The organism is Pseudarthrobacter oxydans, assembly GCF_034258515.1.
Lineage (GTDB): Bacteria > Actinomycetota > Actinomycetes > Actinomycetales > Micrococcaceae > Arthrobacter.
The window spans coordinates 530,841-546,794 of sequence record NZ_CP139438.1; the positions used below are offsets into that span (position 1 = coordinate 530,841).

16 protein-coding genes are annotated in these 15,954 nt (G+C 66.7%); 7 read left to right on the plus strand and 9 right to left on the minus strand.

Translation table 11 applies throughout. From position 1 onward, the window contains the following. Positions 1-58 precede the first annotated feature (58 nt). The gene (locus SMD14_RS02430; RefSeq protein WP_157239470.1) at positions 59-451 is read right to left on the minus strand and encodes a helix-turn-helix domain-containing protein; all 393 of its coding nucleotides are present in this window, start codon (positions 449-451) and stop codon (positions 59-61) included. Between the two features lie 99 nt (positions 452-550). Here SMD14_RS02430 and SMD14_RS02435 point away from each other — a divergent pair, with 99 nt between their 5' ends. After that, positions 551-1,414 (plus strand): SDR family oxidoreductase, encoded by an 864-nt coding sequence (locus tag SMD14_RS02435; RefSeq protein ID WP_321215190.1) that lies wholly within the window; start codon positions 551-553, stop codon positions 1,412-1,414. Positions 1,415-1,601: 187 nt separating this feature from the next. Here the strand turns inward: SMD14_RS02435 and SMD14_RS02440 are convergent, their stop codons facing one another. The 3 genes from SMD14_RS02440 to SMD14_RS02450 form a co-directional block, all read right to left on the minus strand. Further along, the gene (locus SMD14_RS02440) at positions 1,602-3,083 is read right to left on the minus strand and encodes an amino acid permease (RefSeq protein ID WP_321215191.1); all 1,482 of its coding nucleotides are present in this window, start codon (positions 3,081-3,083) and stop codon (positions 1,602-1,604) included. Positions 3,084-3,587: 504 nt separating this feature from the next. Beyond that, complete coding sequence (locus SMD14_RS02445; RefSeq protein WP_321215192.1) at positions 3,588-3,800, minus strand: hypothetical protein; 213 nt, start codon at positions 3,798-3,800, stop codon at positions 3,588-3,590. Then, complete coding sequence (locus SMD14_RS02450; RefSeq protein WP_321215193.1) at positions 3,797-4,369, minus strand: DinB family protein; 573 nt, start codon at positions 4,367-4,369, stop codon at positions 3,797-3,799. The genes SMD14_RS02445 and SMD14_RS02450 overlap by 4 nt, the downstream gene beginning before the upstream one ends. A gap of 263 nt (positions 4,370-4,632) precedes the next feature. On the opposite strand from SMD14_RS02450, the gene SMD14_RS02455 reads away from it, so the two are divergent. The 4 genes from SMD14_RS02455 (at position 4,633) to SMD14_RS02470 (ending at position 9,365) form a co-directional block, all read left to right on the plus strand. Next, a complete protein-coding gene (locus SMD14_RS02455) occupies positions 4,633-5,439 on the plus strand; it encodes an IclR family transcriptional regulator (RefSeq protein WP_321216331.1) in 807 nt (268 codons plus the stop codon). Positions 5,440-5,588: 149 nt separating this feature from the next. Then, positions 5,589-7,286, plus strand: coding sequence for a urocanate hydratase (locus SMD14_RS02460; RefSeq protein ID WP_157239461.1), 1,698 nt, complete (start codon positions 5,589-5,591; stop codon positions 7,284-7,286). An 87-nt stretch (positions 7,287-7,373) separates the two neighbouring features. Beyond that, a complete protein-coding gene (hutH, locus tag SMD14_RS02465) occupies positions 7,374-8,966 on the plus strand; it encodes a histidine ammonia-lyase (protein WP_321215194.1) in 1,593 nt (530 codons plus the stop codon). Between the two features lie 162 nt (positions 8,967-9,128). Beyond that, the gene (locus SMD14_RS02470) at positions 9,129-9,365 is read left to right on the plus strand and encodes a hypothetical protein (RefSeq protein ID WP_157239457.1); all 237 of its coding nucleotides are present in this window, start codon (positions 9,129-9,131) and stop codon (positions 9,363-9,365) included. Between the two features lie 96 nt (positions 9,366-9,461). On the opposite strand, the gene SMD14_RS02475 is transcribed toward SMD14_RS02470, so the two are convergent. The 5 genes from SMD14_RS02475 to SMD14_RS02495 all read right to left on the minus strand — a co-directional run bounded on the left by SMD14_RS02475 (position 9,462) and on the right by SMD14_RS02495 (position 13,349). Continuing rightward, positions 9,462-9,722 carry a hypothetical protein gene (locus tag SMD14_RS02475; protein WP_321215195.1) on the minus strand — a complete coding sequence of 87 codons (261 nt, stop codon included), beginning with the start codon at positions 9,720-9,722 and terminating at the stop codon, positions 9,462-9,464. A 137-nt stretch (positions 9,723-9,859) separates the two neighbouring features. Beyond that, entirely contained in the window at positions 9,860-10,252 is a 393-nt protein-coding gene (locus SMD14_RS02480; RefSeq protein ID WP_157239454.1) for a universal stress protein, read from the minus strand. Positions 10,253-10,300: 48 nt separating this feature from the next. Further along, positions 10,301-11,839, minus strand: a complete 1,539-nt coding sequence (locus tag SMD14_RS02485; RefSeq protein ID WP_321215196.1) for a tripartite tricarboxylate transporter permease — start codon at positions 11,837-11,839, stop codon at positions 10,301-10,303. Next, a complete protein-coding gene (locus tag SMD14_RS02490) occupies positions 11,839-12,342 on the minus strand; it encodes a tripartite tricarboxylate transporter TctB family protein (RefSeq protein ID WP_321215197.1) in 504 nt (167 codons plus the stop codon). Before SMD14_RS02490 ends, SMD14_RS02485 begins: the two co-directional genes overlap by 1 nt. Then, entirely contained in the window at positions 12,339-13,349 is a 1,011-nt protein-coding gene (locus SMD14_RS02495; protein WP_157239450.1) for a tripartite tricarboxylate transporter substrate binding protein, read from the minus strand. Before SMD14_RS02495 ends, SMD14_RS02490 begins: the two co-directional genes overlap by 4 nt. A 348-nt stretch (positions 13,350-13,697) precedes the next feature. On the opposite strand from SMD14_RS02495, the gene SMD14_RS02500 reads away from it, so the two are divergent. Further along, a complete protein-coding gene (locus SMD14_RS02500) occupies positions 13,698-15,275 on the plus strand; it encodes a sensor histidine kinase (protein ID WP_321216332.1) in 1,578 nt (525 codons plus the stop codon). Beyond that, the gene (locus SMD14_RS02505; protein WP_104996630.1) at positions 15,272-15,940 is read left to right on the plus strand and encodes a response regulator; all 669 of its coding nucleotides are present in this window, start codon (positions 15,272-15,274) and stop codon (positions 15,938-15,940) included. The genes SMD14_RS02500 and SMD14_RS02505 overlap by 4 nt, the downstream gene beginning before the upstream one ends. The last annotated feature ends 14 nt before the right edge of the window (positions 15,941-15,954 follow it).

Consider the following 15,954-nt stretch of genomic DNA (forward strand, 5'->3'; position numbering starts at 1 on the left):
ACCAGTAACAAGTACTCATTTCCTGGCGGCGCCGACACTTGCCTTCGGATCCCCTGGTTCAACGTTGGCCGTTGACGATGTCGTCCGCGTTCTCGAAGGCCCACGCCACCAGCGGAACCAGCAGGGCACTCAATTCGTAGCCGCGTTCGGTGAGGCTGTAGTCCACCCGCGGCGGAATCACCGGCTGCGCCTCCCGGCGGACCAGGCCGTCCCGCTCCAGCGTCTTAAGCGTCTGGGCCAGCATCTTTTCGCTGATTCCCTCGGCCCGGCGCCGCAGGTCGCTCCACCGCTGCTCACCCTCGGACAGGGCGAGCAGGATCAGGACGCCCCACTTGCTGGTGATGTGGTCCAGCACTGTCCTGCTGGGACACCCCGCCGGGAAGACGCCGTCGGCAAGGGCCACGGGAAGGGGCGCCGCCTGCACGGCGGTCCTGGCGGCACTAACTTTCATGTCAGTACCTTACCTTAAAGTGCGTACTCTCTTTCGGGAAGTATTCCGGAATGGGTGTGGTTGTGAACCATGGCAGACACCCCATCGGAAGGAATTTTCATGAGCATCGTCATCACCGGAGCAACGGGCCAGCTGGGCCGCCACGTCGTCGAAGCACTGCTGGAGCGCAACGTTCCCGCGAAGGACATCGTGGCTGCGGGCCGTTCCGTGGAAAAGCTGGCCGGCTTCGCCGAGAGGGGCGTTCGGGTCAAGGCCATGGACTACGCAGATGCCCGTTCAGTGGCGGCAGCCCTGAAGGGCGCCCAAAAGGTGCTCCTCATCTCCGGCAGCGAGGTGGGCCAGCGGGTGGAGCAGCACCGCACAGTGATCGAGGCGGCTAAGGCAGAGGGCGTTGAGCTGCTGGCCTACACCAGCATCGCCAATGCCGACACCACCGGCATGAGGCTGGCGGCTGAGCACCAGGCCACGGAAGCTATTTTGCGGGAGTCCGGCGTTCCTTTCGTCCTCCTGCGCAACGGCTGGTACCTGGAGAACTACACGGACCAGCTGCCCGGCACGTTGGCACAGGGTGGCCTGGCCGGCAGCGCCGGAGACGGCAGGGTCAGCGCAGCGTCCCGCGTTGATTATGCCCACGCCGCTGCTGCTGTGCTCGTCGCCGAAGACCAGGCGGGCAGGATCTACGAACTGGGCGGTGACAACGCCTTCAGCATGGCGGACCTTGCAGCCGAAATCACCGCTGCCACCGGCAAGGCCATCATCTACCAGGACCTTCCCGCGCCGGACTACGCGGGAATGCTGGCCGGGTTCGGAGTGCCGGAAGCATTCGCGGATATCCTGGCCGATTCCGATCTCGGCATTGCCCGGGGCGACCTTCTTGTCAGCACCGGGGATCTGCGCAGGCTGATCGGCCGCCCGGCAACGTCGCTGTCCGAGGCTGTGCGCGCGGCCGCTGCGGCTGCCTGACCCCATCCCCCGCGCAGCCCCGACGCTCTCTCACTTAACGCGCACTTTGGGCCAACGCCCTCTCACTTAACGCGCACGTTGGGCCAACGCCCTCTCACTTTCCTCAAGCGAGTGAGCGAGCGTTGGGTCATAACCGGCATTAAGTGAGAGAGCGTCGGGTGGGCGTTGGGCCGGGAGGTTCTTTGCTTTAGGGGCCTGTGGTGACCACCGGCAGCGGCGATGTTTCGTCCACAAGCTCCGCCCGCCGTCGTCCGTCACCCCTTACCCACAGCCGGTACGCCAGGACTAGCAGCGCCAGCCAGGTCCCGCCCACGTAGAGCGCGATGCGCGAGTCCTCGAACGCACCCAGGACGGCGATCACCAGCGCCATAAAGGCGATGGTGAGAAGGGAGGCGGCGGGCCACCACGGCGAAGGGAATTCCGACGGCGGCAGGCCAGCCCGCGCGATTTCCCGCTTCATGGCGACGTGCGAGGCGAGGATCATCACCCACACCCAGACGGTGGCGAAGGTGGCGATGGAGGCTATGAGGACAAAAACGTTTTCCGGGATGACGGCGTTGAGGACCACGCCCACCAGGAGGATCGCGGCCATGATCACCACCGTCATCCAAGGGACGCCGTGCCTGGACACTTTGCCGAAGGCGGAGGGAGCGTGGCCTTGGCGGGACAGGCCGAAGAGGATGCGACCGGCGCCGAAGATGTCGCTGTTGATGGCGGACAGCGCCGCGGTGATCACCACGGCGTTGAGGATGTGAGGTGCCGCCGGGATGCCCAGCCCGCTGAAGATCTGGACGAAGGGGCTGCCATTGCTGCCGATCCCGTCCCAAGGGAAGAGGCTCATGAGTACCGCCAGCGTCAGGACGTAGAACAGCAGGACGCGCACCGGAACAGTATTGACGGCCTTGGGGATGACCTGTTTGGGGTTGGCGGCCTCTCCGGCTGTGATGCCGAGCGTCTCGATCCCACCGAACGCAAACATCACGACGGCGAAGGATGCGAGCAGCCCCTCAAGGCCGAACGGGAAGAATCCCCCGTGCTCTACAAGGTTCCCGAGGCCCGGCGCAACAGTTGAGCCTCCGGCCTGGAAGCCGAAAACGATGATGGCCGCACCGCCGGCGATCATGGCGATGATGGCCGCCACCTTGACCAGCGAGAACCAGAACTCCAGCTCGCCGAAGACCTTGACGCTGAGCAGGTTGAGCCCGGCGAGGAAAAGGATGATGGCCAGGATCCAGATCCAGCGTTCAACCTGGGGGAACCAGAAGCCCATGTAGATGCTGAATGCGGTGACGTCGGCGATGGCCACGATCGCCATTTCGAAGACGTAGGTCCAGCCGGTCACAAAGCCGGCCAGCGGGCCGAGGTAGCGGCTGGCGTACTGGCCGAACGAGCCGGAGACGGGATGCCGCACGGCCATCTCGCCGAGGGCCCGCATCACCATGAACACCGCCGCGCCGCCGATGATGTAGGCCAGCAGGACGGCAGGGCCGGCTTTTTGGATGGCCGAGGCCGAACCGTAGAAAAGGCCCGTACCGATCGCCGAGCCCAGCGCCATGAACCGGATGTGGCGCACGTTCAGGCCCCGATTGAGGACGCTTCCGACGGCGGATCTTGCGGTTTGCTGTGCGGCCGGACTTTCGTTCCGGGTTGGGCCTGGTGCTTGTTGCATGCGAATAACCTTCTCGTCATTGGGAGGGGAACCGCTAACCAGCAGACCACTTTGCCGGGCGACGTGATGAGCCTCACGGGGCCTCGGTGTCTTTCATTCCAGATTGGACGGGTCGCTGCCTTTCGGTTTCGGACAGCGCGGGCCATGGACGGGTTATCCACATACGCACGGATACTGGATGATCCTCGCAGGCCCCTCCGGGACGCTGGAGTCATGGGAAGCAAAGCAGACTGGGAAACGGAACACAGAAAAGCTCTCGAGGCAATCCTCCGGGCACTCTATGGTGCCTTGGTGCGGGATGCCGCAGCAGAAAATAGTCCGCCATCGGCCTATGGTCGTACCGTGGATGCGGTTGCCGCGAAGGGCTTTAACTTGGCCCAGCTCGCAGAGTATGTACGCATTCAAGCCAGGATCGAGGCTGTGAAGGTCACGCTCTACGCAGGATATCCGGGTACCCCGGATCCGGTCCCTCCAGCGCCTTCATCGCCGGGGAATGGCCACACTTCAGGGCTCGAAGGTGAGCCCGCGCTCGGCGGCGGCCGCCTCAAGGATCCGGACGGCCTTCGGGCCGATGCCGTGCATTGCCAGCAGCGCCAGGCGGCCCAACGAGGCGGCCTCGGCCAGTGAGGTGACGCCCGCCCGCATCAGGGCACTGTTGGCAGGCCGGCCAACAGGGGGCAGGTCCCCGATCTGTGCAGGAACATCCCGCGTGCTCATGCCTGCCTCGCCGCGGTTTCGATGACTGCGCAGTGGGCGGCCCATTCCTCCGGGCTGCGCCTGGTGAGGTTCGGATCCCCTGGACGCTGCCCCGCCCTGCCGTCGATGAGTTCTCGCAGGATGTCTGCATGGCCCAGGTGATGGGCACGTTCGGCAACCATATGGACCAGGATCTGGTGCAGGGTGACGTTGCGCCGCTCCTCAGGCCACCATGGAACTGCTCCGGGGGCGTCAGCGGGCAATGCTTCGATGGTTGCGTCGCTGTGCGCCGCGGCGAAGTGGTGCAGTTCGATGATGTCCGCTCGGGACTCGTCAGCGGTCGCCCACATGTCCGAATCCGGTGCGGCGCCGTCGTCCAGCCATGGGAGGTGCCTCCCGCTGGGGCGGCCGAACACCACGCCGAAATAGTCCACCTCCACGCTGGCCACATGTTTGACCAGGCCGAGCAGGTTGGTGCCGGTTGGCGTCAGTGGCCGGCGGACGTCGTATTCACTCAGGCCATCCAGCTTGCCGAGCAGGTTGTCACGCCTGACCCGGAGGTAGTGGTGAAGGGTCTCTTTTTCATCCATGACGGGACTTTACCCAACTGCAACGGCTCCAGCGGCTTCGTTCGGGGTCGTGGACGGCCTAAGGCCCAGCGCAGGGCAGCAAGGTTGATGGACGGGCGGCAACTGTCCGGTATACCAGACCTATTGGCCGCGTTCCTCCGTGTGACGAGCCCCCCGGTGGCGCAAGCTTAAGTACGGGATCCCGGATATCGCCGGGCTTTACCGAGGGGCGATGAGGAGGACCGGTGTTAACTACCGAACCAGGGCCGCAGGCCGGCAACGGGATGAAAGCTGCGCCAAAGGCGGCCTCAAAGGTGACGTCCAAGGTCCCTGCCGCCGAAAACACGCTGCGCATCCTCAAACTGCTGGCTTCGCGGCGGGGGCCGATAGCGGCGTCGCAGATCGCTTCATCCCTGGGCCTGCCGCGCTCCAGTGTCTACCACCTGCTGGGCGTAATGGAGGCGAACGGTTTTGTGCTCCACCTGCATGAGGAACAGCGCTACGGGCTGGGCATCAGCGCCTTTGAACTCAGTTCCGCTTACTCCAGGCAGGAGCCCCTGTCGAGGCTGGGCCGTCCGCTGCTTGCCTCCCTCGTGGATGCGGTTGGCGAGAGTTCCCACCTGGCCGTGCTTCATGGCCGGGACGTGCTGTACATCGTGGAGGAGAGGGCCAAAAACCGCCCCTCCCTGGTGACGGACGTCGGCGTCCGGCTTCCCAGCCACCTCACCGCCAGCGGCCGTGCCATCCTTGCGGCGCTGCCCAAGTCCCAGGTGCGTGCGCTGTACCCCAATGCCGCGGCCTTTACCGCCAGGCATGAGGTGGAAGGCGCCATCATGAAGTACTCGGCACTGTCCTCCCACCTGGACCAGGTCAGGCAGCGCGGCTACGCCACCGAACACGGCGAGGTCACGCCCGGTTTCGGCTCCATCGCCGCCGCGGTCACGGACCACCTGGGATGGCCGACGGCGGCAGTCGCCGTGACGTTCCTCGAGGACAAAGTGCCGGCGGAGCAGTGGCCGGTGCTGGCCGCGCGCGTCCAGAAGGTGGCCGACGAACTCTCGGTCCGGCTCCACGGCCGCCCCGCAAAGTAGCCCGGCGCCGGGAGGGGAACAGGTCTGGAATCCCGGACAGCACCCCCTCGAAAGCCCTGTCCGGGCCGTCACGGACGGGCTTTAGTTGATACAGAACCTCTTCGCATCACCGCGAACACCAGACTCGCCCTACACACGAAGGAGCCACCATGGCACCCGCCGATTTCACCACCGGTGCCCGCCCGGTCAAAGCTGCCCGCGGCACCGTGCTCACCGCCAAGTCCTGGCAGACGGAGGCCCCGCTGCGCATGCTGATGAACAACCTGGACCCGGAGGTGGCCGAACGCCCCGATGACCTGGTGGTCTACGGCGGCACGGGCCGGGCCGTCCGGTCCTGGGCAGCGTTCGACGCCATCACCCGCACCCTGGAAACCATGGAAAAGGACGAGACCCTCCTGGTCCAGTCCGGCAAGCCGGTGGGTGTCTTCCGCACCAACGAGTGGGCCCCCCGCGTCCTGCTGGCCAACTCCAACCTGGTGGGTGACTGGGCCAACTGGCCCGAATTCCGCCGGCTCGAGGCCGAGGGCCTGATGATGTACGGCCAGATGACCGCCGGGTCCTGGATCTACATCGGCACCCAGGGCATCCTGCAGGGCACGTTCGAGACCTTCGCAGCCGTTGCCCGGAAACTCGCCGGGGATGAGAACGGCACCCTCGCCGGGACCCTGACCCTGACCGGCGGCTGCGGCGGCATGGGCGGCGCCCAGCCGCTCGCCGTCACCCTGAACGAGGGCGCCTGCCTGATTGTCGACGTCGACGAGACCCGCCTGCGCCGCCGCGCCGGCAAGCGCTACCTCGACGAGGTCGAAACAGACCTCGACGCCGCCATCACCAAGGTGCTCAAGGCCAAGGAAGAGCGCCGCGGCTGGTCCGTGGGCTACGTGGGCAACGCCGCCACCGTCTTCCCCGAAATCCTGCGCCGCCACAAGGCCGGCGAACTCACCGTCGACATCGTCACCGACCAGACCTCGGCGCACGACCCGCTGAGCTACCTCCCAGAGGGCATCACCGTTGAGGAATGGCACCGCGAAGCCGCGGCTGACCCGGAGGGATTCACCAAGAAAGCCCAGGCCTCGATGGCCAAGCACGTCCAGGCCATGGTCGAGTTCCAGGACGCCGGCGCCGAGGTCTTCGACTACGGCAACTCCATCCGCGACGAAGCCCGCAAGGGCGGGTACACCCGCGCCTTCGAATTCCCCGGCTTCGTCCCGGCCTACATCCGCCCGCTGTTCTGCGAGGGCCTCGGCCCGTTCCGCTGGGTTGCCCTGTCCGGCGACCCCGAAGACATCCGCGTCACGGACGAAGCCATCAAGGAACTGTTCCCGGAGAACAAGCACCTGCACCGCTGGATCGATGCTGCCGCGGAGCGCGTCGAGTTCGAAGGCCTGCCGGCCCGGATCTGCTGGCTCGGCTACGGCGACCGCGCCAAGGCCGGCCTGCTCTTCAACCAGCTCGTGAAGGACGGCAAGGTCAAGGCCCCCATCGTCATCGGCCGCGACCACCTCGACTCCGGCTCCGTCGCCTCGCCGTACCGCGAGACCGAGTCCATGGCCGACGGTTCCGACGCGATCGCTGACTGGCCTCTGCTCAACGCCCTGCTCAACACCGCTTCCGGCGCCACCTGGGTCTCAATCCACCACGGCGGAGGTGTAGGCATCGGCCGCTCGATCCATGCCGGCCAGGTCTCCGTCGCCGACGGCACCGACCTCGCCGCGCAGAAGCTCGAACGCCTCCTTACCAACGACCCCGGCATGGGAGTCATCCGCCACGCCGACGCCGGGTACGACCGCGCCCTCGAGGTCGCCAGGGAACGCGGCGTCCGCATCCCCATGAACGAGACACACTAACCAACCCCACATCGATTGCTCCGTACCTGTCGTTTAGAGCCCGCAATACGACAGGTACGGAGCAATCGATCCACAGAAGTAGGAACCATGACCGCAATAACCCACGAACCGCTGACCGTCACCCTCGGGTCCAGCGGCGTTACGCCCGAGGACGTGCTCGCCGTCGCGCGCCACAACGCGAAGGTGACCATCTCCCCGGAAGCCCTGGACACGGTGGCAAAAGTCCGCGCCCACATCGACGAGCTCGCAGCCAGCGACGTCCCGGCCTACGGAATTTCCACCGGCTTTGGTGCCCTGGCCAACCGGCACATCCCGAATGAGCTGCGCACCCAGCTGCAGAAGAGCCTGATCCGCAGCCACGCAGCCGGCATGGGACCGGCAGTGGAGCGCGAAGTGGTGCGCGGCATCATGTTCCTGCGAGCCAAGACCCTGGCGTCCGGCCGCACCGGCGTCCGGCCCGTGGTCCTGCAGACCATGGTGGACGTGCTCAACGCCGGCATCACGCCGCTGGTCCGCGAGTTCGGTTCGCTCGGCTGCTCGGGCGACCTCGCACCGCTGTCCCACTGCGCCCTGGTGCTCATGGGCGAGGGCGAGGCGGAAGGACCCGACGGCGTGACGTACGGCGGCCGCGGCGAACAGCCTGTCGCGGTACTGCTTGCAGAACACGGCATCGAACCGGTCACCCTCGCGGAAAAGGAAGGCCTGGCCCTGGTCAACGGCACCGAAGGCATGCTGGGCATGCTCCTCATGGCCATCGCGGACCTTCGCCAGCTGCTGACGACGGCGGACATCACCGCGGCGATGAGCGTCGAGGCGCTGCTGGGCACCGACCAGGTGTTCCTGCCGGAGCTGCACGCCGCGCTTCGTCCGCATCCGGGGCAGGCCGCCAGCGCCGACAACATGCTGCGTGTCCTGTCCGGTTCCCCCATCGTCGCTTCCCACAAGGTTGGCGACAACAGGGTCCAGGACGCCTACTCGCTCCGCTGCGCCCCGCAGGTTGCCGGCGCCGTGAGGGACACAGTGGACCACGCGGCCCTGGTGGCGTCCCGCGAACTGGCGGCCGCCATCGACAACCCTGTGGTGCTGCCTGACGGAACGGTCAGCTCCAACGGCAACTTCCATGGTGCGCCGGTGGCCTACGTGCTGGACTTCCTGGCCATCGCCGTCGCGGACCTGAGCTCCATCGCGGAACGCCGGACGGACAGGATGCTGGATCCGGCCCGCTCCCACGGCCTGCCGGCCTTCCTTGCGGCCGACCCCGGCGTGGACTCAGGGCTGATGATTGCCCAGTACACCCAGGCCGGCCTGGTCTCGGACAACAAGCGGCTTGCTGTTCCCGCCTCCGTGGACTCCATCCCCAGTTCCGCCATGCAGGAAGACCACGTCTCGATGGGCTGGCACGCCGCACGCAAGCTGCGGAAGGCGGTGGAGAACCTGCGCCGGGTCCTCGCCATCGAGCTGGTGACGTCGGCACGCGCCCTGGACATCCGCAGCCGGCTCTCCGGTGGGGTCCTGACGCCGGGTCCGGCGGGCGCCGCCGTCGTCTCCGCTTTGCGCGGCGTGGTGGACGGGCCGGGGACGGACCGCTTCCTGTCACCCGAGCTCGAGGCTGCCGACAGGCTGGTGGCCTCGGGCGAGGTGCGCAGGGCGGCCGAATCCGCCGTCGGAATCCTCGCCTGAATCCGAAGAATCTTCAGGGCGTGCGCACTCGGCGTCCACTTGGTGGAATTTCATCCGACACGTTCCACCGCGGGGCGCCGAGTGTAGTAGAACTGAAGATGTAGTGAAAGTCACATCAAAGAGGCTGTGGCGCAGAACGTATACAAAGGGGTAGAAGTTCAAATGAAAGCTCGTGGGGCAGTCTTATCAAGGCGAAACGCCCATTCCGCCGCTGTTTCCGACTGGAGGACCCTCAAGGCCGGGGACCACGTGGAGATCATCAAGCATGCGCACGTGGTTGCCGCCGGGGAGGTGGAGGAGGTGTCCCAGAGCGGAAACGTTCTGTGGCTGGTGCCGGCCGGTCCGTCGGAGAAGCAGCTCTTCCTCAAATCCGACGGCGTGCAGGTGCGCCGCGGCTAGCGGCCCCAGGAAGCACAACAACAGAAATCCCCGCCTACTGCTTGCGCAGGGCGGGGATTTCTTTTTGTCCGGGGCATGCCCCGGCAGGATTGCCGGTCAGGCGGCGATGGCCTCGTAGGTTTCGCCGAACGGTACCGATTCGTCCAGGGCTACGGTGTAGCGGCCCGGATGCAGCCGGGTGACCAGGATGCCGCAGGAGGCTTCCTGCGCGGCGACCCCGATCAGCTCGGACACGGCCTCTTCCAGGCCGGCGTGGACTTCGCGCGCGTTGGAAAACTCCAGGTCGATGGACCTGGCTGCCGAGGCGTCGGCGCGGGAGGAAACGGCGGGGACGCGTTCCAGGGTGGCTGTAGTCATTTGGGAGAACTTTCTGTGTTTCATGCCTAAGGGCCCTGCCATTCTACCGGCTGCTCCCGCAAAATGTCAGATGACTGCTCTTTGGCTGCCCCGCTTGCCCCCGTTTTCACCGCCGGGAACGCATCACCGCGGCAGCGTTAACCGGCCTTCACCGCCAGGACCGGGCAGTCGGCCTCCAGCAGGATCCGCTGCGACACGCTGCCCATGATGAGCTTGCCCACCGGCGTCCGCCGGCGCAGTCCGATCACGATCAGTTCGGCATTGTGTTCCTCCGCGGCGTCCAGGACTTCGGCCGCGGCGTCGTGGCCGCGGACCGGCTGCTTGATCACGTGCTGGATGCCCTGGATGGCCAGGCGGTCCTCGATGCTTTGGATCTCCGGCTCCTGGGCATACCGGTTGTCCACCAGCGCGTCGCCCTTGGACGAGTTGATGACCAGCAGCGTGGTGTTGCCCTTTCGGGCTTCGGCAATGGCCTGGGTCAGGGCAGCTTCACCCTCGGGGGTTGGGACGTATCCCACCACGATCGTCATGGTATCTCCTTGTGTTTGCAGGATGCGGGGTTAGGGTGCCGGTGGGGACTAGCCGCTGGTGTCTGCTGCGCCGGAATCGGCGGGAACCAGGGAACGGCCCGCCGGGCGGTTCCGCCGCACCAGTTTGTAGAGCAGCGGCCAGAGCAGGATCAGCCCCACAATGACGTAAATAACGACGGCGATCGGCTCGCTGAAGAGCCCTGCCGGGTCGCCTGCGCTGAGCTGCAGGGTCTTGCGGAGCTGGCCTTCGATGCGCGGCCCCAGGATAACGCCAAGGATGAGCGGCAGCACCGGCAGCCCGAACCGGCGCATCATGAACCCGAGGGCGCCGAGCACCAGCAGGATCACCAGGTCGAACGCCTGCAGGTTCACCGAGTAGGCGCCCAGCGTGGCAAAGAAGAGGATGCCGGCGTACAGGTACGGCCGGGGGAGCTGCAGGAGCTTGGCCCACAGGGGTGCCAGCGGCAGGTTGATCAGCAGGAGCAGCAGGTTGCCGATGAAGAGGCTTGCGATCAGCGCCCACACCAGCGGTCCCTGGCTGGAAAACAGCTGCGGACCAGGCTGGATGCCGTACGAGGTGAAGGCTGCGAGCATGACGGCGGCCGTGGCGTTGGTGGGCAGGCCCAGGGCCAGCATGGGCGTCAGGGTGCCGGCGGCGGCAGCGTTGTTGGCTGCTTCCGGCCCGGCGACGCCCTCGATGGCGCCCTTGCCGAACTCTTCCGGGTGCTTGGTGAGGCGCTTCTCGGTGACATAGGAAAGGAACGTGGGAATCTCGGCGCCGCCGGCGGGGAGGGCGCCGAACGGGAAGCCGAAGGCGGTCCCGCGCAGCCACGGCTTCCAGGAACGGCTCCAGTCCTTCTTGCCCATCCAGGGCCGGCCCACCGGGATCACATGCAGCGGAGTGCGGCGCAGGTGGGCGGCAACCCACAGGGCTTCGCCCACGGCAAAGATGGCCACGGCCACCACCACGATGTCCAGGCCGTCCGCGAGCAGCGGCTGGCCGAAGGTCAGGCGGCGCTGGCCGGTGACCGAGTCCATGCCCACCAGGCCGATGGCCAGGCCAAGTGCCAGCGAGGCGAAGCCGCGGAGCCGGGACGAACCCAGGACCGCGGTGACGGCCAGCAGGGCCAAAACCATGATGGCGAAGTAGCTGGGCGCACCCAGGCTCACGGCGAACTTCACCACGATCGGTGCGCAGACGGCCAGCAGCGCCGTGCCGATGGTGCCCGCAACGAACGAGCCGATCGCCGCCGTCGCAAGCGCCTGCGCCGCCCGGCCCGCCTTGGCCATCTTGTTGCCCTCGATGGCGGTGACCACGGAGGACGATTCGCCGGGGGTGTTGAGGAGGATCGACGTGGTGGAACCGCCGTACATGCCGCCGTAGTAGATGCCGGCGAACATGATGAAGGCGCTGGTGGGCTCAAGGGCGTAGGTGACGGGCAGGAGCAGGGCCACGGTCATGGCCGGGCCGAGCCCGGGGAGGACGCCGACGGCGGTGCCCAGGATCACGCCGATCACGGCGTAGAGGAAATTCATGGGGGTGAGGGCGGTGGCGAAACCGTCCATCAGTGAGGACCAGACGTCCATCAGAGGATTCCTTCCAGGAGTCCGGCGGGCAGGGCGATGCCGAGGCCGAGGTAGAAGCCGTAGAAGGTCAGCAGGGACAGGGCTACGGAGATGAGCCCGTCGCGGATGTAGTGCCGGCTGCCCAGTGCCAAAACGCTGCCCCAGAACAGGACGGTGCCGGAGATGACCCAGCCGGCCCAGTCGATGAGCAGGATGTTCAGGATGAAGGCTCCTGCCAGGGGCAGGATGGTTTTCCAGTCGGCGGGGTGGGTGAGGTCAACATCCTCGCCGCCTTCCGCCTCGCCCTGGCCGCCCCGCATCACGTTGATGGCCAGCAGGACAGCGCATGCCACCAGCAAGCCGGCCACGATGTACGGAACTGTTTTGGGACCCACGGGGTCCGACTGGGAGTACGGGGTCACCAGGCCGTTGGCGTCCAGGAAGACAAGGACGCCGGCCGCGCCGAGCAGGAGGGAAACTCCCAGCTCGGCGCGGCCCTTAAGGCCTGTGGTCAGCGAGGTCACGCCAACCCAAGCTTGGTGAGGACGTCCGCCACCCGCTTGTCCTGCTCGGTAAGGAACGTTTCGAACTTTTCGCCGGTGATGAAGGCGTCCGTCCAGCTGTGGGTCTTCAGCGCTTCCTTCCAGCCCTCGGTCGCGTGCATCTTCTCAAGGGCGGCGATCAGGGATGCCTTGTCCTTGTCGCTGATGCCCGGAGGGGCCACGATGCCGCGCCAGTTGGTGAACACGAGGTCGATGCCTGATTCCTTCAGCGTCGGGGCGTCGACGCCCTCGAGCCGCTTTTCGCCGCTGGTGGCCAGGACCCGGACTTCACCGGACTGGATCTGCTGCAGGTATTCGCCGGCACCCGAGGCTGCAAAGCCAAGCTTGTTGCCCAGGATGGCGGGCAGGAGGTCCCCGCCGCCGTCGTAGGAAACGAAGTTCACCTTGGTGGCGTCGATGCCCACGGCGCCTGCAAGCTGCATGGGCAGCAGGTGGTCCGGGCCGCCCGGTGAGGAGCCGCCGCCTACGGAGATGGAGCCCGGGTCAGCCTTCCAGGCCTTCACCAGGTCGTCGATGGTCTTGTACGGGGAATCCTTGCTGACCATGATGGCGCCGGGCTCTTCGATGAGCCGTGCAAGCGGGGTGGTTTCGGTCAGCTTGGACTCGGACTTGTTGGTGTAGCTGGCGCCCACCACGCCAAGGCCCATGAGCATGGCGAGGTCGCCGTTGCCCTTTTCGTTGACAACGCGGGCAAGGCCCACGGTGCCGCCGGCACCGGCGAGGTTGAAGACCTCTGTGTTGGTGGAGATCTTCTCGTCGTCGAGGACCTTGGCTGCGGCGCGTGCGGTGGTGTCGTAGCCGCCGCCCGGGGTGTTGGGGACCATGATCTGCAGTCCGGTAATGGGCCCGGCAGCAGCGCCGGAGCTTTCCGAACCGGTGGAGCTCTTGCCGGTGGCACCGCAGCCGGTGGCCATCAGGGCGATGCCGGCAGCGACGGCGGCGACTCGCAATGCGCGGATCTGGCGCATGGTGTTCCTCTTCTCAGTAATGCAATTCTCTACAGGATGATCAGCGGACCTGATCTGTGCTTCCGATGCTAGGGCCCGCCGTGACGGACCTCACTCTTGTGTACGCAGAGAAAGTTAAGTTCATTGCGTTCACGTTTCCGGCGCCCCACAGGACAACCACCTCGGCGCCGTACAATGCCCCCGCCGGCGCCTCCCGCCGAAGCCAGGGCGCCGGTGGGATATAGTTCCCGTTACTGCCGCAGGGCCGGCCCGCGCGCCAGGAACAGGCACGGCGCCGGGAACACGCACGGCACCAGGAACAGGCATCAAGAAACAAAAGGAACCCCCGCAGTGACTCGACGAAGAGGAATGTCCCTCGCCGGGCAGTACCTTGTGCTGCAGTTGCTGATTGTCCTGGCCGTGCTGGTGGCGGTGGTGGCCATCTCGCTTGCCCAGTCCGCTGCCGCCTTTGAACGGACTGAAGGCCGCAGGGCCCTCTCGGCCGCGGAAGCGCTCGGCAACAATCCTGCGGTGCGGGCGCTGCTGCCGGACGCCGAGCCGCGTGTCGGTTCAGCGCTTCCCGCTGTAGCCGAGTCGGTTCGCACCGTCTCGGGCTCGTCCCATGTCACGCTCGCGAAGCTGGACCGCACGGTGGTTGCGGCGTCGGATCCGAGCCTGCTGGGGGAGCCGCTGGAACTGGGCGCCAGCAGGGTCATGGAAGGGCGCGCCTGGACCGGTGTGGTGGACCAAGGCGGCAACGCCGTCCTGTCCGCGCACGTTCCGGTCCTCGATGATGCTGGAAAGATGATCGGGATTGCCGCCATCGGCCGCAACTATCCGTCCACCCTTGAACGGCTGGGCGACGCCGTCCCCAACCTCCTGACGTACCTCGGCGTAGCCAGCGTCCTGGGAGTGGCGGGGTCCCTGCTGCTCTCCCGCCGGGTCAAGCGGCAGACCTTGGGCATGGAGCCCAGCGAGATCACCGGGCTGGTGGAAAACCGGGAGGCGATGCTGCACGGCCTGAAGGAAGGCGTGGTGGCGCTGGACCCCAATGAGCGCATCACGGTAGCGAACGACAGTGCGCGGGAACTCCTTGGGCTGCCGCCGGACTGCGTGGGCAGGAAGCTCGGATCCCTTCCCGTGGACCCGGCGCTCAAGGTGGTCCTGACCCGTGAGCAGCCGGACCCGGACCAGCTGGTCCTGGTGGGGGAGCGGCTGGTGGTGCTCAACCGTGTTCCCATCCGGTCCCGCGGCCGGGACATCGGCTCGGTCACTACCCTCCGGGACCGGACGGAGCTGTCCTCCCTCGAACGTGAGCTCGGTGCCACCCGGACCGCCACGGACACGCTGCGTGCCCAGGCCCACGAGTTCGCCAACCAGCTGCACGTCATCTCCGGCCTGATCCAGATCGGCGAATACGATTCCGTGGTGCAGTTCGTCAACGGCGCCACAGTGGACCGGACCAGGCTGAACGACGAAGTGACCAGCCGGATCCAGGACCCTGCGCTCGCCGCACTGCTGATTGCCAAGTCCAGCCTCGCCACGGAACGCGGAGTGGCGCTGCAGCTTGACCCGGCGTCCGCCCTGGCACCGGTCAGCGACGAACTGTCCCGCGACCTCACCACGGTGGTGGGGAACCTGGTGGACAACGCGTTCGACGCCGTGACGGGACTTCCGGAGGCCGCCGTCAGGGTGCTGGTGGAGGACGGCAAGGACCACGTCACCGTCACGGTGCGGGACACCGGACCGGGCGTTCCGGGCGACGCCGTGGAGGACATCTTCCGCCAGGGGTTTTCCACCAAGGAGGCGGGCCCGGCCGAGGGCCGCGGATTCGGGCTGGCCCTCTCGAGGGTGGTCTGCCGGCGCTCCGGCGGGGACCTCACGGTGGCCAACGACAACGGAGCAGTCTTCACCGCACGGCTGAGGAAAGGGGCAGTGAAGCCATGATCAACGTGCTGATCGTCGATGACGACTTCATGGTGGCGAAGGTCCACGCCGGCTTCATCCAGCGGACGCCGGGCTTCGCCGTGGTGGGCGTGGCCCACACCGGTGCACGGGCAGTGCTCGAAACGGAACGGCTGCAGCCGGACCTGGTGCTGCTGGACATCCACCTGCCGGACATCAACGGGCTGGAGCTCATGCACCGGCTGCGCGAGGTGGCCCCGGAGCTCGACGTGCTGGTGATCAGCGCCGCCCGGGAAGTGGAGACCGTCCGCAAGGCCCTCCGCGGGGGCATCGTGCACTACCTCATCAAGCCGTTTTCCCAGTCGGACCTCCAGGAGCGGCTGGAGCACTACCGGAGCGCCTACCATGGCCTGGACTCGGCCAAGGATGTGGCCGAGCAGTCGGACGTCAACCGCGTCTTCGGCCTGGACCGCACGGAGCGGCCGCTTCCCAAGGGCTGCAGCATCGAAACGCTCAAGCTCGTGGAGGCCACCCTCAACGCCGCCGAAGGTGACCTCTCCGCGGCCGAGGTCGCGGAGCAGCTGGGAACCTCCCGCGTCAGCGCCCGCCGCTACCTGGAATACCTGCACGACGAGGGGACGCTGGAGGTCAGGCTCAAGTACGGCGTGGGCCGTCCGGAGCGGCGTTACGTCCTGAAAGGCAGGTAGCCCGGCCCCGGGGA